Origin of the sequence: Nocardioides euryhalodurans (genome assembly GCF_004564375.1) — a bacterium.
In the GTDB taxonomy this organism is placed as follows: domain Bacteria; phylum Actinomycetota; class Actinomycetes; order Propionibacteriales; family Nocardioidaceae; genus Nocardioides; species Nocardioides euryhalodurans.
Genome location: NZ_CP038267.1, coordinates 2,883,833 through 2,903,199 on the forward strand (window position 1 = coordinate 2,883,833; position 19,367 = coordinate 2,903,199).

Annotated in this window: 19 protein-coding genes; 10 read left to right on the forward strand and 9 right to left on the reverse strand. The window is 74.4% G+C overall.

Annotated features, from left to right (window positions below; all coding sequences use genetic code 11):
* Window positions 1-75 precede the first annotated feature (75 nt).
* From EXE57_RS13795 to EXE57_RS13810, 4 genes are read left to right on the forward strand one after another with little or no spacing between them, the layout of a single operon-like run.
* Window positions 76-1,473, forward strand: coding sequence for a threonine/serine exporter family protein (locus EXE57_RS13795; protein ID WP_135078420.1), 1,398 nt, complete (start codon window positions 76-78; stop codon window positions 1,471-1,473).
* A 13-nt stretch (window positions 1,474-1,486) separates the two neighbouring features.
* Window positions 1,487-2,617 carry a hypothetical protein gene (locus EXE57_RS13800; protein ID WP_135078422.1) on the forward strand — a complete coding sequence of 377 codons (1,131 nt, stop codon included), beginning with the start codon at window positions 1,487-1,489 and terminating at the stop codon, window positions 2,615-2,617.
* Between the two features lie 4 nt (window positions 2,618-2,621).
* Entirely contained in the window at window positions 2,622-3,368 is a 747-nt protein-coding gene (locus tag EXE57_RS13805) for a hypothetical protein (protein WP_135078424.1), read from the forward strand.
* On the forward strand, window positions 3,361-3,792 hold the full coding sequence (locus EXE57_RS13810) for a hypothetical protein (protein ID WP_135078426.1): 432 nt from the start codon (window positions 3,361-3,363) through the stop codon (window positions 3,790-3,792). Before EXE57_RS13805 ends, EXE57_RS13810 begins: the two co-directional genes overlap by 8 nt.
* A 1-nt stretch (window position 3,793) precedes the next feature.
* Here EXE57_RS13810 and EXE57_RS13815 read toward each other — a convergent pair whose 3' ends face one another.
* From EXE57_RS13815 to fbaA, 6 genes are all read right to left on the reverse strand, one after another.
* Window positions 3,794-4,951, reverse strand: a complete 1,158-nt coding sequence (locus EXE57_RS13815) for a pyridoxal phosphate-dependent aminotransferase (protein WP_135078428.1) — start codon at window positions 4,949-4,951, stop codon at window positions 3,794-3,796.
* Window positions 4,952-5,079: 128 nt separating this feature from the next.
* On the reverse strand, window positions 5,080-5,775 hold the full coding sequence (locus EXE57_RS13820; protein WP_244246838.1) for an ABC transporter ATP-binding protein: 696 nt from the start codon (window positions 5,773-5,775) through the stop codon (window positions 5,080-5,082).
* On the reverse strand, window positions 5,772-6,668 hold the full coding sequence (locus EXE57_RS13825; RefSeq protein ID WP_208542855.1) for an ABC transporter ATP-binding protein: 897 nt from the start codon (window positions 6,666-6,668) through the stop codon (window positions 5,772-5,774). Before EXE57_RS13825 ends, EXE57_RS13820 begins: the two co-directional genes overlap by 4 nt.
* On the reverse strand, window positions 6,665-9,307 hold the full coding sequence (locus EXE57_RS19990) for a hypothetical protein (RefSeq protein ID WP_208542856.1): 2,643 nt from the start codon (window positions 9,305-9,307) through the stop codon (window positions 6,665-6,667). Before EXE57_RS19990 ends, EXE57_RS13825 begins: the two co-directional genes overlap by 4 nt.
* Entirely contained in the window at window positions 9,304-11,922 is a 2,619-nt protein-coding gene (locus EXE57_RS13840; RefSeq protein WP_135078432.1) for an FtsX-like permease family protein, read from the reverse strand. Before EXE57_RS13840 ends, EXE57_RS19990 begins: the two co-directional genes overlap by 4 nt.
* Window positions 11,923-12,071: 149 nt before the next feature.
* Entirely contained in the window at window positions 12,072-13,103 is a 1,032-nt protein-coding gene (fbaA, locus tag EXE57_RS13845) for a class II fructose-bisphosphate aldolase (protein WP_135078434.1), read from the reverse strand.
* Window positions 13,104-13,208: 105 nt separating this feature from the next.
* On the opposite strand from fbaA, the gene EXE57_RS13855 reads away from it, so the two are divergent.
* The 3 genes from EXE57_RS13855 to EXE57_RS13865 are packed head-to-tail and all read left to right on the forward strand — an operon-like array spanning window position 13,209 to window position 14,924.
* Entirely contained in the window at window positions 13,209-14,033 is an 825-nt protein-coding gene (locus EXE57_RS13855; RefSeq protein ID WP_135078436.1) for a hypothetical protein, read from the forward strand.
* Window positions 14,030-14,527: a SigE family RNA polymerase sigma factor gene (locus EXE57_RS13860; protein ID WP_135078438.1), complete on the forward strand. Its 498-nt coding sequence runs from the start codon at window positions 14,030-14,032 to the stop codon at window positions 14,525-14,527. Before EXE57_RS13855 ends, EXE57_RS13860 begins: the two co-directional genes overlap by 4 nt.
* A gap of 34 nt (window positions 14,528-14,561) precedes the next feature.
* Entirely contained in the window at window positions 14,562-14,924 is a 363-nt protein-coding gene (locus EXE57_RS13865; protein WP_135078440.1) for a hypothetical protein, read from the forward strand.
* Window positions 14,925-14,930: 6 nt separating this feature from the next.
* Here the strand turns inward: EXE57_RS13865 and EXE57_RS13870 are convergent, their stop codons facing one another.
* Both EXE57_RS13870 and EXE57_RS13875 read right to left on the reverse strand, forming a co-directional pair.
* Complete coding sequence (locus EXE57_RS13870) at window positions 14,931-15,626, reverse strand: RNA methyltransferase (protein WP_167305910.1); 696 nt, start codon at window positions 15,624-15,626, stop codon at window positions 14,931-14,933.
* Between the two features lies 1 nt (window position 15,627).
* Window positions 15,628-16,275, reverse strand: coding sequence for a maleylpyruvate isomerase N-terminal domain-containing protein (locus EXE57_RS13875; RefSeq protein ID WP_135078442.1), 648 nt, complete (start codon window positions 16,273-16,275; stop codon window positions 15,628-15,630).
* A 37-nt stretch (window positions 16,276-16,312) separates the two neighbouring features.
* On the opposite strand from EXE57_RS13875, the gene EXE57_RS13880 reads away from it, so the two are divergent.
* Window positions 16,313-17,062, forward strand: a complete 750-nt coding sequence (locus EXE57_RS13880) for a DedA family protein (protein WP_244246839.1) — start codon at window positions 16,313-16,315, stop codon at window positions 17,060-17,062.
* A gap of 3 nt (window positions 17,063-17,065) precedes the next feature.
* On the opposite strand, the gene pyrE is transcribed toward EXE57_RS13880, so the two are convergent.
* Complete coding sequence (pyrE, locus tag EXE57_RS13885; protein ID WP_135078444.1) at window positions 17,066-17,593, reverse strand: orotate phosphoribosyltransferase; 528 nt, start codon at window positions 17,591-17,593, stop codon at window positions 17,066-17,068.
* A 29-nt stretch (window positions 17,594-17,622) separates the two neighbouring features.
* Between pyrE and EXE57_RS13890 the strand changes: the two genes are divergently transcribed.
* Together EXE57_RS13890 and EXE57_RS13895 are read left to right on the forward strand one after the other, a co-directional pair.
* Entirely contained in the window at window positions 17,623-18,039 is a 417-nt protein-coding gene (locus EXE57_RS13890; protein WP_135078446.1) for a DUF3151 domain-containing protein, read from the forward strand.
* Between the two features lie 190 nt (window positions 18,040-18,229).
* Window positions 18,230-19,258: a type IV toxin-antitoxin system AbiEi family antitoxin domain-containing protein gene (locus tag EXE57_RS13895; RefSeq protein WP_135078448.1), complete on the forward strand. Its 1,029-nt coding sequence runs from the start codon at window positions 18,230-18,232 to the stop codon at window positions 19,256-19,258.
* The last annotated feature ends 109 nt before the right edge of the window (window positions 19,259-19,367 follow it).

The following is a 19,367-nucleotide window of genomic DNA, read 5'->3' on the forward strand; positions in this document are numbered from 1 at the left end:
ACGTGCGACGGGTGTGGCAGAACGCACCATCACACGGGTTGTGAACGGGGGCCTCCGGGCTGCCACCATCGTCTGGTGACCTCCACCCAGCGCCGGCCCCGCGTCACCACGCGGGTGCCCTCGATGCCTGTGCTGGACCTCACCATGCGGGTGGGTGACCACCTGCTGGCGTCCGGCATGTCCGCCAACGACGTCGTGGTGCAGATGCTGCGCGTGACCCGGGCGTACGGGCTCTCCGGCGTGCACGTCGACCTGACCTACACCTCGATCTCGGTCACGCACCACCGCGGTCCGACCCGGCAGCCGCTGTCGATCGTCCGCGTCGTGCAGCCGCTCGCCGTCAACTACACCAAGGTGCGCGACCTCGACCAGCTGCTCGCCCGGATCGAGGACGGGCTGTCGATCGACCGCGCCACCCTGGAGTACGAGCAGATCTCGCTCGCCCGGCCGCCGTACCCCGCCTGGGTGGCGAACCTCGGCAGCGGCGGCATCGCGGCCGGCGCCTCGCTCACCTTCTCCACCTCCTGGGTGCTGGTCCTCATCTCGTTCGTCGCGGCCGCCTCCATGGACCGGCTGATGGGCGTCCTCAACCGCAAGCGGGTGCCGCCGTTCTTCGGCCAGGCGCTCGTCGCCGGCGCGATGACGATGGTCGCGGCCGGGGTCTTCCAGCTCGGCCAGCGCGGCTGGTGGCTCTTCGAGGACCTCGATCCCACGCTGATCGTCGTCGGCGGCATCGTGATGCTGCTCGCCGGCGTGATGATCGTCGGTGCCGTGCAGGACGCGATCGACCAGTTCTACGTCACAGCCTCGGCCCGGATGCTGGAGGTGGTGATGCGCACCGCCGGAATCACCGCGGGGATCCTGGTCGCGCTGACCATCCTGGAGAGCCAGGGCTTTGCCTTCGAGATCGTCAACAGCCCGACCTCGACCGCTCCGCTCTGGGCGCAGTACGCCGGCGCGGGCGTCATCGCCCTCTCCTTCGCCGTCTACTGCTACGCCGACATCGGCACCATCGCGCTGACGACCTCGATCAGCCTCGTCGGCTGGTCGGTGTACGTCGCCCTGGCGAGCTCGAACTCCTCCGAGATCGTCGCGAACACGACCGCCGCGCTGGTGGTCGGCTTCCTCGCGACGGTCATCACCCGCAGCACCAACGCACCCGGCTTCGGCATGGAGAGCGGCGCCCTGCTGCCGCTGGTCCCCGGCCTGACGCTGCTCAACGGGCTGCTCAAGATGATGGCCCAGGATCCTGGCAACCCGGCGATCGTCGCGGGCGGCCGGACCCTGTTCGTCGGCATCCTGGTCGCGCTCGGCATCGCCGCGGGCGCCACCCTCGGCACCTATCTCGGCCGCCCGGTCGACGAGCAGGTCCGACGGCTGCGCCGCCGGGTGAAGTCGGCCGGTCGGGCCGTCGCGCGCCCGGACCGGGCCGCCCCGGAGGCCCGGGACGCGGAGCCCTCAGGGCCCGCGTGATGCAATGTCAGGTGTGAGCGACACCCTTCCGCGCCCCTCCCACACCACCATGGCCGCCGGCATGGTGATCGGTGGCTCGGTCTTCGTGGTGCTCACGGTCGCCGAGCAGCTCAGCGGGCTCAGCTCGCTCGAGACCCGGGAGGCGGTCCAGACCTTCCTCGCCGAGCCGCCGGGCGACGCGCTCGGCCTCGACGTCTCCGGTGCGCTCGCCTTCCTCCGGGTGGCGTTGATGGTCGTGGCGGGGTGCGCCACCGCGGCCGCCGTGCTCGGCTACCACGTGCTCCAGCGCAGCCACCGGGCCCGGATCGGCCTGTCGGTGCTCGCGGTGCCGCTGTTCGTCGGCGGCCTCGCCACCGGCGGCTTCCTGACCTCGCTCGTCGCCGCCGCCTCCATGCTGCTGTGGATCGGCCCCAGCAAGCTGTGGTTCGACGGCGTGCCCCAGCCCGAGGCGCCGTCCCGACCGCGGCCCGGGCAGCGCGGGGACACGCCTGCCTCCCGGCCCGAGTGGCCACCGCCGCTTCCGACCAGCCCGGAGAACCGCCCGGAGGCCCGCCCGGAGTGGCCGCCGCCCGCCGGCCCGCCCGCCGCGCCCCCGACCACGCCGTACGCCGGCCCCGGGCAGCCGCCGCCGTACACCTCCTCGCAGGGGGCCTGGCCGCCTCCCGCCCTCGCCGCCCCGTCGCGGCCCGAGCGCCGTCCCGACGCCGTGCTCTGGGCGTGCGTGCTGACGTGGGCCTTCTGCGGCGTCACCCTCGTCCTCGTCGGCGCCAGCCTCACCCTCCTCGTCGCCGACCCCGGCGTCGTCTGGGACGAGCTGCAGCGCCAGGACCCCGACCTCGCGGCCCGCAGCGGCCTGGACCGCGACAGCCTGGTGCAGGCGACGTACGTGACGATGGGGGTCGTCGTGGCCTGGACGCTGGCCGCCGGGACCCTCGCCGTGCTCGTGCTGCGGCGCTCCCGCGGCGCCCGGATCGCCCTGCTCGTCTGTGCCGGCATCGCCGCCGGCTTCTGCCTGCTGGCCACGCTCAGCTCGGCGGTGATGCTGGTGCCCGCCAGCGGCTGCCTGGCCACGGTCGCGCTGCTGTCGCGCCCGGAGGTGCGTGCCTGGTTCCGTCCGGCGGCGCCGCGATCCGTGATGAAATGACGCCATGAGCGACACGACGGGGCACGACTCCCACGACCAGCCCGACCCGCAGGGCTCCCAGCAGCCGCCGGCCTACCCGCCGCCGCAGCAGCAGCCCTACGGACAGGGCCAGCCGCAGCAGCCCTCGCCGTACGGCCAGCCGGCGCAGCAGTCCTCGCCCTACGGCCAGCCCCCGCAGGCTGACCCCTACGCCCAGCAGCCGGCGTACGGCCAGCAGCCCTACGCGCAGCCCGCCTACGGCCAGCCGGCCTATGGCCAGCCGACGTACGGCCAGCCGGGCGCCGACCCGGGCAAGCGGCCCGGCACCGTGACGGCCGCGGGCATCATCACCCTGATCAGCTCCGGGCTCTCGCTGCTGCTCTTCGTCGTCGTCCTGGTCGCCTTCGTGGTCGCCCGCGACGAGATGGTCGACGAGATGGCGACGACCCCGGGCCTCGAGGGCATCTCGCCCGGCGACGTCGTGTCGGTGATGGTCGTCGTGATGGGGGCCTTCGCGGTGTGGTGCGTCGTCGCGATGGTGCTCGCCGTGCTGGCGATGCGCCGCTCCAACGGCGCACGGATCGCGCTCGTCGTGTCGTCCGCGCTGGTGGCGCTGCTGTCGCTGGTGAGCATCGCCTCCGGCGGCTCGATCGTCACCCTGGCCGCCTCGGTCGCCGTGATCGTGTGCCTGTTCGCGGGTGGTGCGAGCGCGTGGTTCGCCGGCCCCAGTGGTGCCAACCACGGTGGCATGACGCGCTCTCCCGTTGCCTGACGCAGCCGCCGGCGGGCCGCCGGACCTGACCCGGCCGGGATCGGTCACCGGGGCGGGGATGATCGCCCTGACGGTCAGCGCGCTGACGCTGGTCTACCTCGCCCTCTACCCCGTCATCGTGGAGGACGCCCGGATCCCGGAGGGCCTCGCTCGCGGGTCGGTGATCGTCGCGTTCGGCCTGCTGCTGCTCTGGTGCGTGATCTCGATGCTGCTCGCCGTGCTCGTGCTGCGCGGGTCGCCGGGTGGCCGGGTCGGGCTGCTGCTGTCCTCGGCGGTGGCCGGCTCGGTGTCGCTGACGGTGTCGGTGCTCGCGGCCGGTGCGGTGATCACGCTGGTCGCCTGCGTGACGACGTTCCTGCTGCTGCTGACCAAGCCCGCCCGCGAGTGGTTCCGGATGCAGCGGGCCAGCGCCCGCCGCCCCTGACTCACCGTCGCAGGTCGGCCTTCTGCAGCCGCACCAGGCCGTCCTCGATGACCGACTGCTCCTTGCAGAAGGCCCAACGGACCAGGTGGCGCCCGGCGTCCTGGTCGTCGTGGAAGACCTGGCACGGGATCGCCACCACCCCGGCCCGCTCCGGCAGCGAGGTGCAGAACTCCATCCCGTCGGCCCACCCGAGGTCGCCGACGTCGGTGAGCGCGAAGTAGGTCCCCTCGGGCACCCGCGGGGTGAGCCCCGCCTCGACGAGGCCCTCGCACAGCAGGTCGCGGTGGCCCTGGAGCGTCTGCGCCAGCCGGCGCGGGAAGTCCGCCTCGTGGTCCAGCGCGTGCGCGACGGCGTGCTGGGCGGGGGTGCCGGAGGAGAAGCTGAGCCACTGCTTGGCCGCGGTGACGGCGTCGACGAGGTGGGCCGGGCCGGTCGCCCAGCCGATCTTCCAGCCGGTGACGGAGTAGGACTTTCCGGCGCTCGAGAGGGTGAGGGTGCGCTCCCACATCCCCGGCAGGGTCGCGATCGGCACGTGCTCGGCGTCGTCGAAGACGAGGTGCTCGTAGACCTCGTCGGTGATCACCACGAGGTCGTGCTCGATCGCCAGGTCGGCGACCGCCTTCAGCTCCGCCCGGGTGAGCACGGTGCCGGTCGGGTTGTGGGGGGAGTTGAGGAGGACGAAGCGGGTCCGCGGGGTGACCGCGGCCCGCAGGTCGTCGAGGTCGAGCCGGAAGTCGGGGGAGCGGAGCGTCACCGGCCGACGTACGCCTCCGGCCATCTGGATCATCGCGACGTAGGAGTCGTAGTAGGGCTCGAGCACGACCACCTCGTCGCCCGGGTCGACGAGCCCGAGCAGCGCGGCGGCGACCGCCTCGGTGCACCCGGTCGTGACCGTCACCTGGGTGTCGGGGTCGACGTCGAGCCCGTAGTGGCGCTGCTGGTGGCGGGCGATCGCCTCCCGCAGCGGCGGCACCCCGGTGCCGGGTGCGTACTGGTTGTGCCCGGCGGCGATGGCGCGCTGCGCCGCCTCGAGCATGCCGGCCGGCCCGTCGTCGTCGGGGAACCCCTGCCCGAGGTTGACCGACCCGGTCCGGACGGCCAGCGCCGACATGGTCGTGAAGATCGTGGGCGGGATGCCGTCGAGGCGCTGCGCGAGCATGCGGTCCACCGTAACGGCCGGTGGCGACTTGGCCAACGGGTGCTCGGATGCGCTCCACACGCGTTGCAGGCCGTGTGGAGCGCATCGGATCCACCGTTACCCAACAAACGAGGGGGGACCACCGACCCCTACCCCCCAGCCACCGCCGCGGGGGTCAGCGTCCCGTCGTCGAGGTGCACGACCGTGTCGGCGTAGCCCTCGACCGCCGGGTCGTGGGTGGCCACGATCGCGGTCGTGCCCTGCTCGGCGACCAGCGTGCGGAGCAGGTCCATCACCTGCGCACCCGTCTCGGAGTCGAGCTGGGCGGTCGGCTCGTCGGCGAGCAGCACGGTCGGCCGGATCGCCAGCGCCCGGGCGATCGCCACTCGCTGCTGCTGGCCGCCGGACATCTCGTCGGGCCGCTGGCCGGCGTGCGCCGCGAGCCCGACCCGGTCGAGCAGCTCGGCGACGAGGGCGTCACGCTCGGCCGGGTCGGTGCGGGTGATCCGCAGCGGCAGGCCGACGTTCTCCTCGGCGGTGAGCAGCGGGAGCAGCGCGAAGTCCTGGTAGACCACCCCCACCGTCGTACGCCGGAGCGCGACCAGCTCGCCCTCGTCGGCGGCGGTGACGCTACGGCCGTCCACCTCGATCTCGCCGCGGTCGGCCCGGCGCAGGCCGGCGACCAGGCTGAGCAGCGTCGACTTGCCGGCCCCGGACCGGCCGGTGAGCACGGTGAGCTGCCCGGGGGCGACGTCGAGGTCGACCCCGCGGAGCGCGTGGACGTCGCCGCCGCCGTGGTGGTAGCTCTTGTGCAGGTCGCGGATGCGGATCATCGGGCTGCTCACGACGGCGGCTCCTCGGGCCAGATCTGGATGTGGTCCTCGGCGAGCTCGACGCGGACCCGGTGGCGCATCCCGAGCGCGGTCACGAAGTCGCGCGGCAGCTGCAGCCGCCCGACCCGGTCGAGCACCGCGAACTCCTCGGACAGCACGTGGTGGTCGGCCCCGCCCTCGCCGGACCGGCGGCGCAGCGTCTCCGAGGCGGTCCGGCCGTCGCGGATCGCGACCGTACGCCGCACCTCGCCGGCCACGGCCGGGTCGTGGGTGACCACGACGACCGTCGTCCCGTGGGCCTCGTTGACCTGCTGGAGGGCGGTGTAGACCTCGTGCGACTCGGCGGAGTCGAGGTCGCCGGTGGGCTCGTCGCAGAAGAGCACCTGCGGCTCGTTGGCGAGGGCGACCGCGATGGCGAGGCGCTGCGCCTGGCTGCCGGTCAGGTCGGCCGGCCGCTCCCCGGCCTGGTCCGCGATGCCGAGCAGGTCGAGCAGCAGCGCGGTCCGGGTCGCACGCTCGCCGCGGTGGCTGCCGGCGAGCCGCTGGGGGAGGTCGACGTTCTGGGCGACGTCGAGGTAGGGGACGAGGTTGTCGGTGGCCCGCTGCCAGACGAAGCCGCAGGTGCGCAGCCGGTAGTGGCGGCGCTCGGAACGCCCCATCCCGAGCAGGTCGTGCCCGGCGACCAGCGCCCGGCCGGCGCTGGGGCTGTCGAGCCCCGAGAGGATGTTGAGCAGCGTGGACTTGCCGCTGCCGGACGCGCCGACGATCGCGACCAGCTCGCCCCGGCGTACGTGCAGGTCGAGGCCCTGCAGGGCGACCACCTCGACGCCCTTGCGCTTGTAGATGCGGACCAGGCCCTCGCACTCGATCTGCGTCTCGGGCTGGGGGTGTGTCGTGGTCGTCATCGCGGCTCCGGGTCCGGTCGGTCGGTGGCGGGAGGTCGGTGGCCCGCACGCGCGGCGAGCACGGCGAGGAGGACGAGGCCGGCGAGCCCGGCGGCGATCGCGAGCGCGGTCAGCAGGTCGGGGCGTACGGCGAGAGCGTCCCGGGTGCCGCTGAGCGCGGCCAGGTCGAAGCCGCCGCCCGCCACGGCCGTCAGGAGCAGCCCGCTGGCGGCGGCGGCCAGCACGGACGCGACCACGATCGGCACCAGCGACCACACGCCGATCCGGCGGGCGGCCCCGGCGTCGGCGCCGATCGCGGCGAGCACCCGGGCGACCCGGCGTCGCGACGGTGCCCCGAGGGCCGCGGTCAGGAGGACCGCGAAGGCCGCCAGCGCCCCGGCCACGGCCAGCGCGACGGTCAGCGTGGAGAGCGTGCGGGCGACGGCCGGGGCCTCGAGGTGCTCGGCCGTGATCCCGGCCCGGCTGGTGACGATGGCCTGCGGGTCGCTCCGGCGTACGGTCTCGACGACGTCGGCCATGTCGGGGCTGCCTCCCAGCAGCACGATCTCGTAGGAGCCGAGGTCGCGGTCGGTCGCCTCCTCGAGCTGGGTCACGTCGACCAGCAGGAACGAGCCGCCCTGGCTGATGCCCGGGAGCGAGTCGACGCGGTCGACGACCTCGACGTCGACCTGCGACTGGGCGTAGCGCAGCAGCCCGCGATCGTCGTCGAGGGAGAGGTCGGGGGAGGCGACGCCGGTGAGGGTGCCGTCGGCGGTCGGGGCGAGGTCGAGCCCGGAGAGCGAGCCGTCGCCGACCCGGGCGAGGGCTGCGGGGTCGACCCCGACCAGCTGCACGCCCTCGACCCCGGTGCGGGTGGAGAAGGAGGTGCTGTCGGCGCTGAAGACCGGCGCCACGGTCGAGACGCCCGGGAGCGCGGCCAGCCGGTCGACGTCCTCGTCGTCGAGCCCGCCGGCGAGGATGCCGACGTCGGCGCCGACCTGCTCCCAGCCGGCCAGCTCGGCGCCGCGGCGGAGCGTGTCGGTCGCGGAGACGGCCAGCACCGCGGCGGCGACCGCGAGCACCATCGCCGTGCTGGCGACGACGACCTGCCGGGCCACGGCGACCGACTCGGTGAGGGAGACGACAGGTGACACAGACCGGCTGCGGCGGGCCACCCGGCGCAGCGCCACGAGGCCGACCTGGAGCAGCCGGACCGTCACGACCGCCGAGGCCGCACCAACCAGCAGCGGCAGCGCCAGCAGCAACGGGTCGCCCGGCGCCAGGGCGCCGCCGACCAGGACGAGCGCGGTCGCGCCCCCGGCCAGCACGACGGCCACGACCTGCAGCGCGTCGGCGACGACGGCCTGCAGCTGTCCGTCGCCGGAGGAGCGGGGGACCACCTGGGCTGCCGTGACGACCACGACGCAGGCGGCGGCCGCCGCGGCGACGACGGCGAGGTCGGAGCCCGACGGGGTGCTGCCGGAGGCCAGCCAGACGCCTGCCAGCCCGACCGCCACGCCAGGGATCGCCATCGCGAGCGCCTCGGCCCCGCGGCGCAGCACCAGCCACCGGCCCGAGGCGCCGCGGGCGCGCACCACCGCCGTGACCGGCGTACGTCGGCCGCCGAGCACCGTGGCCGCGGCGAGGAGCACCGCGAGCGCCCCCGTCGCGAGGGCGGTGGCGGTCAGGACGATCAGCCCGTCGCTGGTCCGGCGCTGGTCGACGACGTCCTGGGCGAGGTCGGCGATGCCGGTCGCGGCCCCGACCCCGGCCGCCTCGACCGCCGGCGGCCAGTCCTGCAGCTGCACCTGCCGGCCCTCCTCCACCAGCACCTCGGCGTCACCGGCCGCCGGGGTCCCGGCCGGGTCGAAGGTGACCAGGACGCTCGGGTCGCCGAGCCAGGGCGCACCCAGCACGGTGTCGACGTCGGCGGCGAGGGCGGTGGCGCGGACCAGGTTGAACTCCGGCTGGACCGAGATGTTGGGCTTGCGGAGGGCGGTGACGTCGTCGAGCGCCGTCGGGGCGGGGTCGGCCCCGCGGAAGGTCCCGACGACGCGGAGCACCGCGGGTGGTGCGACGTCGCCGCGGTAGGTCGGGCTGTCGAGGGCGACCCAGCTGCCGACCGGGAGCTCCATCTCGACCGCCGCGGACTCCTCGAGCACGACCTCCACCACCGCGGAGTCGGCGGGGCCGTCGTAGGAGGCGGCGATCCTCGGCGGCAGCGTCCGGACCGCGCTGCCGGGGCGCGGCAGCCGGCCCTCGACGACGTCGACGAGGGGCTCGGGATCGGTCATACCCGCCACCGACAGGAAGGCGGGCTCGCCGGGCCGGCGCGGCAACCGGTCGGGCGCCATCTCCGTGGTGACCGCGAGGGCCCGGGGCGGGTCGAAGAAGGCGGCGAGGGGCGGTGCGAGCGCCTCCTCGACGCGGTCGCTCACCGTCGGCGGCAGGGCGTCGTTGGTCACGGCGGTGTAGGTCACCTGCAGCTGGGTGCTGCCGTAGCTCGCGCTCTCGAAGAGCGAGGCCGCCAGGTCGTCGGCGCTGCTGCGCAGCCAGAGCCCGGTGCCGGCCGCCGCCGCGACCACGAGCGTGCAGAGGCTGGTCACCAGCAGCACCATCCCGCGCTCGGCGAGGCTGGCGCGGGGGATCAGGCCGCTCATCGGCCACCTCCCGTGTCGGGGGCGGAGAGGCCGGGGCCGTGGTCGCGGCGCACCAGCCAGACCAGGGCCAGCAGCGGCAGCGTGACCATGACCAGGGGCGGCAGCAGGAGCGGGAGCCACGGCACCACGAGCTGCGGCTCGGGCTGCAGCAGCCGGCCGTCGGGGCCGAGCGTCATCGAGACCAGGGTCACCGCGGCGACCGCCGTACCGGCGAGCACGCCGACCACGACGCCCGCGCCCGTGACGAAGGCATGCTCCCAGGCGAGGACCCCCGTCAGCGACCGTCGGTCACCGCCGGCGGCGCCGAGCATCCGTGCCTGGTCGGCCCGCTCCCGTCGGCGCAGCAGCACGACGGAGACGAGCAGCAGGGTGCCGACCACCAGCGTTCCGGCCGCCGTCAGGACCAGCACCTGCGCCAGGGCCGCGCCGCCGGTGCTGGGGTCGTCGTCGAGGCGGCGGAGCACGTCGTCGCGGGTGAGGACGTCGGCGGCGAGGTCGGGACGCTCCCGGACCGCGTCGGCCACGTCGTCCTCGCGGCCCGACGCCACCGTCAGCCACCACTCGTCGGGCTCCTCGGCGGCCCGCACGACCGGCCCCGCGGCGCGGGCGTCCATCAGGATGCCGCCGCTCCCGTCGGTGACGGTGCGCAGCGCGGGCAGCACGACCGCGACCTCGAGGCCGGTCGGCACTCCGAACACCGACAGCGTCACGGTGTCGCCGACGTCGAGCGAGGCGTCGTCGGCCAGGTCCTCGGTGACGGCCACGGGCACGGTGTCGCCGGTGCCGTCGGCGAGGGGAGAGAGGTCCACGTCGGCGTCGCCGACCAGGTCGGCCGGGTCGGTCGCGGACAGGTCGGCGAGCAGCGCGTCGGCGGGCAGGTCGTCGACGAAGAGGCTGTCCCGGTCCACCGGGCTCACCGACTCCACGCCGGTCACCGCGGCGAGTGCCTCGCGCTCCGCCTCGACCCCGGCCCGTTGCGCGTCGGGGGGTGCGGTGACGCGGACGTCCGGCCCGGCGACGTACGACGCGCGCTCCGACCGGGCGGCCTCGCTGCTGCTGCGCTCGACCGCGGCGAAGGCGAGGGTGCCGGAGGCGAGGGTGACCGCGAGCGCGAGCGGGACCGTGCGGGACACGGCGCGGGCGGCGAAGCGCGAGCCGAGGGCCAGCGGCACGCCGCGCGAGCCCACCAGCCGCGCGAGCAGCCGGAAGAGGGGCGGCAGGCCGAGCAGCGCGACGAGCACGGCCACGGCCAGCATCAGCAGCGCGGGGGAGGCGACCAGCAGCGGGTCGACGGTCGACGTCGTGGTCGCGGACTCGACGGACCCGCCGAAGGCCCGCAGCTCGACGACGGCGAGCACCCCGAGCGCGGCCACCAGCAGCACGGTCGCGAGCAGGACGGTGAGCGTACGCCGGCGCTGCCGCTCCACGCTGAGCTGCTGCCCCCGGTCGCCGGTCACGGCACGGACGGCCACCGGCACCGACAGCGCGAGCGCGCAGGCCGCGGCCGCGGCGGTGCTGGCCACCCACGCCGAGAGCGTCAGCGGCGGCCGGACGTCACCGATGCGGACCACCGCGGAGGCGAGCAGCGGCGCGACCACGGCGCCCGCGCCGCACAGCAGCAGCGTCTCGGTGGTGGTCGGGCCGGTCAGCTGCCAGTGGCCGGCGCCGCGCGAGCGCAGCAGCGCCTCGTCGTCCCGGCGCACGACGGCGAGGCCGGCCGCGACGAGCACCAGCCCGGCCGCGGCGACCAGCACCAGCAGCCCGGCCGGGACCAGCAGCGCCCGCAGCACGGTCAGCTCCCGGGCCCGGGTGCTGAGCGACTCGACCAGCCCGGTCTCGGCCTGCACCGTGGTCGAGAGCTCCTCGCCCACGGCCTCGAGCTCGGCGGACGCGGCGACCACCTCGTCCACCAGCGGGGCGAGCTGGTCGGGTCCGAGCGCCTCGAGGTCGGGCACGGCGCGCCACCGCGCGGCGGTCCCGGTGCCGGCGACGTCGGCGAAGCGCTCCGGGGCGACCAGCAGCGCCTCGGGGTCGAGCCCGGAGAGCCAGCGCTCGGTGCCGGGCGGCAGCCCCCAGCGGCCGACCACCACGGCCTCGACCCGCCGCTCGTCGGCGCGACCGACGAGCCGGAGCTCGTCACCGACGGCGAGGTCGCCGCTCGCGGGGACGACGACCTCGAGCGGCCCGGAGGAGTCGGCGGGCAGCCGGCCCTCGGTGACGTCGAGCCGGTCCTCGGCACCATCGACGGTGGCGAAGGTCCGGCCGGGATCGCGCCCGGCGGCGGGGCCGAGCAGGTCGTAGGTGCCGGAGCCCGAGAGCCCGACCACGATGCCGCCGGCCACCCCGACCACCGGGTCGAGCACCGCGCGGACCGCCGCGTCCTGCCCGGCCGGGTCGTCGGCGTCGTACGGGGCGGAGGCGGCGAGCACCGTGTCCTCGGCAGGGGCGACCGCGAGGGCGGAGGCGAGCGCCTCGCGCTGGAGCAGGGTCAGGCTGGCCGCGAGGCCGGCGACCAGCGTGCAGACGACCAGGACGTTGACGGCGACCGACACGACCGGGGCGGGGTTGGCGCCGGCGCGACGCAGGACGAGCGCGAGGGTCGCGGGCAGCCTCATCCGGCGACCTGCTCGTCCATCCGCCTGCCTACCCCCGCTTCCCACGAAGGCCGGCGGCACACCCGGCCGCCGACCGCCGCCGAGCATGTCACAGCCCCGGCCGCGTCGGCGTCAGCCCGTCACGGATCGTTGCGGGGTCGTGATCCCGGTCAGCGCAGGGTGTGGCCGCTGGCCCGGAGGTTCTCGCAGGCCTCCACCACGCGGGCGGCCATGCCGGCCTCTGCGGCCTTGCCCCAGGCGCGAGGGTCGTAGGCCTTCTTGTTGCCGACCTCGCCGTCGACCTTGAGCACGCCGTCGTAGTTGCCGAACATGTGGCCGGCGACGGGACGGGTGAAGGCGTACTGGGTGTCGGTGTCGACGTTCATCTTGATCACGCCGTAGTCGACGGCCGCGCTGATCTCCTCGGCCGTCGAGCCGGAGCCGCCGTGGAAGACGAGGTCGAAGGGACGGTCGCCGGTGTCGCGGCCGAGCTCCTGGGCGGCGGCCTCCTGGGCGGCCTTGAGGATCTCGGGGCGCAGCTTGACGTTGCCGGGCTTGTAGACGCCGTGGACGTTGCCGAAGGTCAGCGCGGTGAGGTAGCGACCCTTCTCGCCCGCTCCGAGCGCGCGCACCGTGGCGACCGCGTCCTCGGGGGTCGTGTAGAGCTGGTCGTTGATCTCGTTGGCGACCCCGTCCTCCTCGCCGCCGACGACGCCGACCTCGATCTCGAGGACGATGTGGGCGGCCGCGCAGCGCGCGAGCAGGTCCTCGGCGATCTGGAGGTTCTCGTCGAGCGGGACCGCGGAGCCGTCCCACATGTGCGACTGGAAGAGCGGCGCCTCGCCCCGGGCGACCCGCTCGGCGGAGATGTCGACCAGCGGCCGGACGAAGCCGTCGAGCTTGTCCTTCGGGCAGTGGTCGGTGTGGAGCGCGATGTTGACGGGGTAGGCCTTGGCCACCTCGGCGGCGTACGCGGCGAAGGCGACCGAGCCGGTCACCATGTTCTTCACCGACGGCCCGGAGAGGTACTCGGCACCGCCGGTGGAGACCTGGATGATCCCGTCGGACTCGGCGTCGGCGAAGCCCTTGAGGGCGGCGTTGAGGGTCTGCGAGGACGAGACGTTGATGGCCGGGAACGCGAACGAGCCGGACTTGGCCGCGTCGAGCATCTCGGCGTACTTCTCAGGAGTGGCGATCGGCATGCCTGCCACCCTAGTGGCTACTCGCGGGTCGCCCCCGGCCGGGAATTCCGTGGTCGGATCGTGGACGTCGGACAACCTGTCGGGGTCGGCCTGCGTATCAGGGGCATGAACCTGATGGAGGAGCTGGAGCGGGCAGTGCCGCCGGGACCGCCCCTGCCGAGCGTGGACGCCCGGCTGGCGGCCGGTCGGCGGGCCCTCGTACGTCGGCGGCTGGCCGGGGCGGTCGGCACGCTCGCGGTCGTGGCCGCGCTGGGCGGCACGGCGTGGGCGGTGACGCCCGCGGAGGACAGGGCCTCGCGCGGGCCGGAGATCGCGACCGACCCGACGCCGTCGCCCACCCAGGTCACCGAGCCGCCGTGGGAGGACGCCACCCCGGTGCGCTACGTGGACGGCGAGCTCGAGGTGCGGCCGGGAGTCGTGGTGCACGAGCGCCTCGAGAACCCCTACGACTTCGCGCCGCCGCGGAGGTCCGACGCCTTCGACCTCACCTTCCGCGGCCAGCGGCAGTGGGTGATCCTGACCGGTGGGCCGGAGAACTTCGGCCTGTCGTCGACGCTCCCGAGCCAGGAGTGGGAGGACTTCGGCGCCTACGTCGAGTCCCAGGCCACCGCCCTGGCCGGCGACGGACGCTGGCGCGACGCCCTCCGGCTGGCCGAGGACGGCACGGTCGTCGCGAGCCCGGGGAGCCAGGTGCTGCAGCGCACCGACGACCCGCGGCTCGGCGACGCGTTCGCCCCGCCGGGCACGCCGACCGGCCTGGCCCTGGTGAGCGCCGCCGGCTCCCGGGAGGTGTCCGTCGTCGCCTGGCGGGTCGTCGACGGGGTGCTCGAGGTCTTCCGGGTGCCTCCGGGGGACGTGGTCGGCGCGACGTTCGAGGAGCTGCAGTCCTACGTTCGCGGGCTCTACGCCAGGGGCGAGGGGCTGGGATGACCGCGTCGACCCGTGACGCCGAGTACGTCGCGTTCGTCACCGCCCGGCAGGCCCACCTGCGGCGGGTCGCGTACGCCGTGTGCGGCGACTGGCACCGCGCCGAGGACGTGCTGCAAACCGCGCTCACCAAGCTGTACGTCGCCTGGCCGCGGCTGCACCGCGACGGTCGCGAGGAGGCGTACGTCCGGCAGATCATCGTGCGCGCCAACCTCGACGAGGTCCGGCGGCCCTGGCGCCGGCGTGAGGTGTCAGGGCTCGACGGCCACGACGGCCCCGGCCGGACCGGGCTGCCCGTCGAGGTGCGCTCCGAGCTCTTCGAGGCGCTGCAACGCCTGCCCGAGATGCAGCGCAAGGTCGTCGTGCTGCGCCACTGGCTCGGCCTGTCGGTGGAGGAGACCGCGGGCGACCTGCGGATCTCGACGGGAACCGTCAAGAGCCACTCCCACCGCGGCCTCGCGGCGTTGCAGGCGAGGCTGGCTCCCGTCCCGGACTAGCGTGTCGCCACACCGACCGACAAGGGGAGACAGCATGAGCGAGCCGACGGCGTCCACCGCCACCGCGGGTGGCGGGATCCTCACCCCACCGGCGCGCGCGGTCTCCGGCCTGGCGCTGGCCGTGATGGGTCTCTTCGGCCAGAACCTGCCGTCCGTGGGGCTGCAGGCGCTGGTCCTCGGTCCGGGTGGCTCCGGCGACCTCGCGCTCTACTACCTCGTGATGGGACTGGGGAGTGCGGCGCTGTCCGCGCTCGCGCTGCTCCTCGTCTCGTCCCTGGCGCGGGGCCCGGCGACCGGCTGGCCCGCCCACGTGGCCCGTGCCACGGTCGTCGTCGCCCTGGTCGGCATCGTCGGCGCGCTGCTGATCGTGGTCGGCGGGCTGGTCCACGGCTCCTGACCCACCTCAGGCGGAGCCGCCCCGCCAGGCCGCGTCGCCCGTCAGGTCGGCGTACCGCCGCACCCAGGTGTGCATCGCGATCGCAGCGGCGGCCGAGGCGTTGATAGAGCGCGTCGAGCCGAACTGAGCGATCGAGAGCGTCCCGTCGCAGGCCTCGCGCGCGGCCTCGGACAGGCCCGGCCCCTCCTGGCCGAAGAGGAAGCACACCTGCCGCGGCACGGTCGTGGTCTCCAGGTGGGTCGAGCCGGGGAGGTTGTCGATGCCCAGCAACGTCACGCCCTGCTCGTGGAGGTGGGCGGCGAGGTCCTCGGGCGTCGCGTGGTGGCGCAGGTGCTGGTAGCGGTCGGTGACCATCGCCCCGCGGCGGTTCCAGCGGCGGTTGCCGACGATGTGGACCTCGGCCGCGAGGAAGGCGTTGGCCGTCCGGACGACCGTCCCGATGTTGAAGTCGTGGCGCCAGTTCTCGATCGCGACGTGGAAGTCGTGGCGGCGGGTGTCGAGGTCGGCCCGGATCGCCTCGACGGTCCAGTACCGGTAGCGGTCGACGACGTTGCGGCGGTCGCCCTCGCGGAGCAGCTCCTCGTCGTACCGCTCGTCGGTCGGCCACGGGCCCTCCCACGGACCGAGCCCGACCTCGGCGGGCCCGTGCGGCATCGGGTCGTACGGCGCCCGGCTGTCGGCGCCGTCCTCGGGCTCCTCCATCTCAGAAGGCCGGGACGGGGCCGGTCGCGCGCTGCGGCCGGGCCAGGGCGCGGACGACGTCGGTCTGGCCGTGCTTGACGACCGCGATCCCGGCCAGCGCGTCGACCACCGCCAGCGCGACCTCGTCGGGAAACTGCGGCGTCGGCAGGTCGAGGCCGGTCGCGAGGTCGTCGGCGTGGACCACGAGCTCGACGAGCCGGGACACCAGCAGGTCCCGGGTCGACAGGGTCCAGCCCTCCCACTGGAAGAACACGGCGTCCGGCGTACGCGTCGCGGCGGCGGCCATCGCGGCCGGGAGCTCCTCGAGGTCCTCGCGCACCATGGCGCCGAGGGCGTCGAACCCGCCGGCGGCGTCGGCGTTGGCCTCGTCCCGCAGCCCGGTGTGCTCCTCGGCGTCGAGCGGGGCGTGGACCCAGGAGCAGCGCCGGAAGTGCTCGTGCAGGCCGATCGGTTCCGCGTCGGACGGCGGGTAGGAGAGGAAGACGCGGGTCACGCGGACCTGGTCGGCCAGGTGGTGGGCGAGGCCGCCGAGGGTCATCCCGGCGCACGGGCTCTCCCGGTCCCACCGCTCCCGGAGCTCCTCGGAGGTGAGGAGCCCGGCGACCAGCCGGGCGGAGGTCAGGAAGCCGTCGGGGATCGTCGATGCCACGCGGGGGAGGCTACCCCGGCCGGATAGGGTCGGCACCGTGCTGCTCGCCCTCGTTGACGCCCTCCCCGACCTGGCGCCGCTGCTGCTCGGGATGGACTGGATGGACCCCGAGTGGCTGCTCGACCGCTTCGGCGAGGCGCTGTTCTGGCTGAGCCTGGCGATCATCTTCGTCGAGTGCGGGCTGTTCTTCCCGTTCCTCCCCGGCGACAGCCTGCTCTTCGCGATGGGCCTCTTCATCGCCGGCGAGAGCGTCGACGTGTTCCCGGGCCCGCCGGCCGTCGACCTGCTGGCGGCGCTGGTGCTGTTCACGGTCGCGGCCTTCGCCGGCAACGTCGCCGGCTACGAGATCGGCCGCAAGCTCGGCCCGCCGCTCTACGAGCGCGACGGGCGGGTCCTCAAGCAGAAGTACTTCGACCAGACCCGCGTCTTCTTCGACCGGCACGGCAACAAGGCCCTGGTGATCGGCCGCTTCGTGCCGTTCGTCCGCACCTACGTCACCGTGGTTGCCGGCGTGACCCGGATGGAGCGCCACCGGTTCTTCCTCTGGAGCCTGGTCGGTGCCGTGCTGTGGGTCCTCAGCATCACCCTCGCCGGCTTCTTCCTCGGGTCCGCCTTCCCGTCGCTCGGCGAGAACATCGACAAGGCGATCATCGTCATCATCGCCTTCTCGCTGCTGCCGATCGCCTGGGAGTGGTGGCGGCACAAGCGGACCACCGCCCCCGAGGCCGAGGACCGCGACCACGACGGCCGGCCGGACCGCGACATCATGGGCCAGGACGTCGACTGACTCTCAGCCGCGGGCGGCGTCCAGCTCCGCCTTCGTGAGCACCGGGCGGACCTCGAGGCCGACGTCGGCGAGCGGGTTCTCGCCCTCCGGGCTGCGGTCGATCGCGCAGACCACGACGTCGACGGTGGCGCCGTACTCGCGCAGCTTGACCGTGGCGTCGCGCACCGCGCCGCCGGTGGTGATGACGTCCTCGACCAGCGTCACCCGGCGGCCGGCGACGTCCGGCCCCTCGGCCAGCTTGCACGTGCCGTAGGTCTTGGCCTCCTTGCGGACGAACAGGGCCGGAAGCCCGGTCTCGGCGCTGAGCACGGCGACGATCGGGATGCCGCCCATCTCGAGCCCGCCGAGCAGGTCCGTGTCCGCGGGGACCAGGCTCCGCATCTCGGCGACGACCCGGCGCAGCAGGGCGGGGTCCGCCTCGAAGAGGTACTTGTCGAAGTACTCGTGGGACACCTGCCCCGACCGGAGGGTGAACTCGCCCGAGAGGCGGCAGCAGGCGTCGATGTCCTTCGCGAGGTCCGGGTCGCTCATGGCGACGACCCTAGGGCAGGCTGGGACGCATGAGTCACATGGACCTGATGGCCGGACCGCCTCCCACCCACCTGCCCGAGGACCCGGCCGCCGCCGAGCTGGCCGAGGGGCACGCCCCCGCCGCCGTCGTACGCCGCCACCCGGCGTCGCCGATCGCGTGGGCCGCGATGGCCGCGCTCGCCGCCGAGGAGGGAGCGGACGAGGTGACGACGTACGCCTATGCGCGCGTCGGCTACCACCGCTCGCTCGACCTGCTGCGCCGCAACGGCTGGAAGGGCCACGGACCCGTCCCGTGGTCGCACGAGCCGAACCGCGGCTTCCTCCGCTGCCTGGCCCTCCTCGCCCTCACCGCCCAGGCGATCGGCGAGCTCGACGAGGCCGACCGCTGCGCCACCTTCCTGGCCGACTCCTCGCCCGAGGCCGCGGCGGAGCTGCTGCCGGCGTAGGTGGACTTGCTGGGTAACGGCGGATCAGCTGCGCTCCACACGGGTTGTAAGCCCCGTGGAGCGCACGGGGTCCACCGTTAGCCACCCAGGGGCGGCCGCCACCTCTCCACAAGCAGGCGCCCGGCCGCGCTGTCCACAGCCCCGCGGCCCGCGGCTGCGCGACCGCGCGGGTGGCGCCGAGCATGTGCGCATGGAGTCTCGGGTGGTGGCAGCGGTCGCTCGTACCGGCGGGCTGACCACCACCGCGGATCTCGTTCGCGCCGGGATCGAGCCGAGGTTCATCGCGCGCCTCGTACGGACCGGGCGGTTGGTGGCAGTCCGCCGGGGCGTCTACACGACGGACGAGCTCTGGACTGCGTGGGACGAGCACCGTGCGCGACCGATGGCGCGGGTCCGGGCGGCCGAGCTCTGCATCGCCGTCGCCCACGTGTCCAGCCACGACTCCGCGGCCCTGGCGCACGAGCTGCCCCTACTCCGTCCTCAGGAATCCGCGGTCCACATCAGCCGGCTCGACATGCGGGGCACCCGTGTCCAGAACGGAGTGGAGCACCACGGGGCGCGATTCGCCCCTGACGAGGTGACCGTCGTCGACGGCCTTCGCGTGCTCGACATCCCACGAACCGTGGCCGACCTCGCTCGCGAGCACGGCTACCTCGCGGGTCTCGTGGCCGCCGACGGCGCGATGCAGCGCGGGGTGTCACGGGCGCAGCTGCAGGAGGCCGCGGCGCGCATGGAGGGTTGGCCGTTCAGCAGGACGGTCAAGCAGGTGCTGGACAACGCCGACCCCGGCGCGGAGTCGGTGGGCGAGACGCTCGCCCGCGACCTCGCCGACGAGTCGGGTCTCGGGCCGATCGAGACACAGTTCCCGGTCCGTACCCCGAGGGGCGTGGCCTGGGTGGACCTGAGGATCGGTCGCCACCTGGTCGAGTTCGACGGCCGCGTGAAGTACCGGTCCGTCGAGGAAGGAGGCCTCCGCGACGGTGACCTCGAACGGATGCTCTGGGACGAGCGCCGACGGCAGGACGAGATCTGCCGAGGCGGCTTCGGGATGACGCGCCTGGTCTACGCCGACTTCTGGGGCGACCGCCGTGACGACGCGAGGATCCGACTCGTCAGGGAGCAAGCCGCCTCGACCGCCCGCTACGGAACCGAGCTCTCGCCCGAGATGCAGGAGTTCGCCGACCGTGTGCGCGGGAGGCGCCACCGAGTCGTGGGCTGAGCTGAGTGACGGTCAACTCGTGCTCGGTAACGGCGGCTGGGTTGCACTTCACACGGGCTGCAACTCGTGTGGAGCGCACTGGATCCACCGTTGCTCAGATTCCTCGGCG

Bases quoted from the DNA above. Each gene is read 5' to 3' on its own strand.
- EXE57_RS13815 (WP_135078428.1), bottom strand. From the start codon at position 4,951: ATGCTCGCGCAGCGCCTCGACGGCATCCCGCCCACGATCTTCACGACC.
- pyrE (WP_135078444.1), bottom strand. From the start codon at position 17,593: ATGAGCGACCCGGACCTCGCGAAGGACATCGACGCCTGCTGCCGCCTC.
- EXE57_RS13895 (WP_135078448.1), top strand. From the start codon at position 18,230: ATGGAGTCTCGGGTGGTGGCAGCGGTCGCTCGTACCGGCGGGCTGACC.
- EXE57_RS19990 (WP_208542856.1), bottom strand. From the start codon at position 9,307: ATGAGCGGCCTGATCCCCCGCGCCAGCCTCGCCGAGCGCGGGATGGTG.
- EXE57_RS13825 (WP_208542855.1), bottom strand. From the start codon at position 6,668: ATGACGACCACGACACACCCCCAGCCCGAGACGCAGATCGAGTGCGAG.
- EXE57_RS13890 (WP_135078446.1), top strand. From the start codon at position 17,623: ATGAGTCACATGGACCTGATGGCCGGACCGCCTCCCACCCACCTGCCC.
- EXE57_RS13860 (WP_135078438.1), top strand. From the start codon at position 14,030: ATGACCGCGTCGACCCGTGACGCCGAGTACGTCGCGTTCGTCACCGCC.
- EXE57_RS13870 (WP_167305910.1), bottom strand. From the start codon at position 15,626: ATGGAGGAGCCCGAGGACGGCGCCGACAGCCGGGCGCCGTACGACCCG.
- EXE57_RS13805 (WP_135078424.1), top strand. From the start codon at position 2,622: ATGAGCGACACGACGGGGCACGACTCCCACGACCAGCCCGACCCGCAG.
- EXE57_RS13840 (WP_135078432.1), bottom strand. From the start codon at position 11,922: ATGAGGCTGCCCGCGACCCTCGCGCTCGTCCTGCGTCGCGCCGGCGCC.
- EXE57_RS13855 (WP_135078436.1), top strand. From the start codon at position 13,209: ATGAACCTGATGGAGGAGCTGGAGCGGGCAGTGCCGCCGGGACCGCCC.
- EXE57_RS13865 (WP_135078440.1), top strand. From the start codon at position 14,562: ATGAGCGAGCCGACGGCGTCCACCGCCACCGCGGGTGGCGGGATCCTC.
- fbaA (WP_135078434.1), bottom strand. From the start codon at position 13,103: ATGCCGATCGCCACTCCTGAGAAGTACGCCGAGATGCTCGACGCGGCC.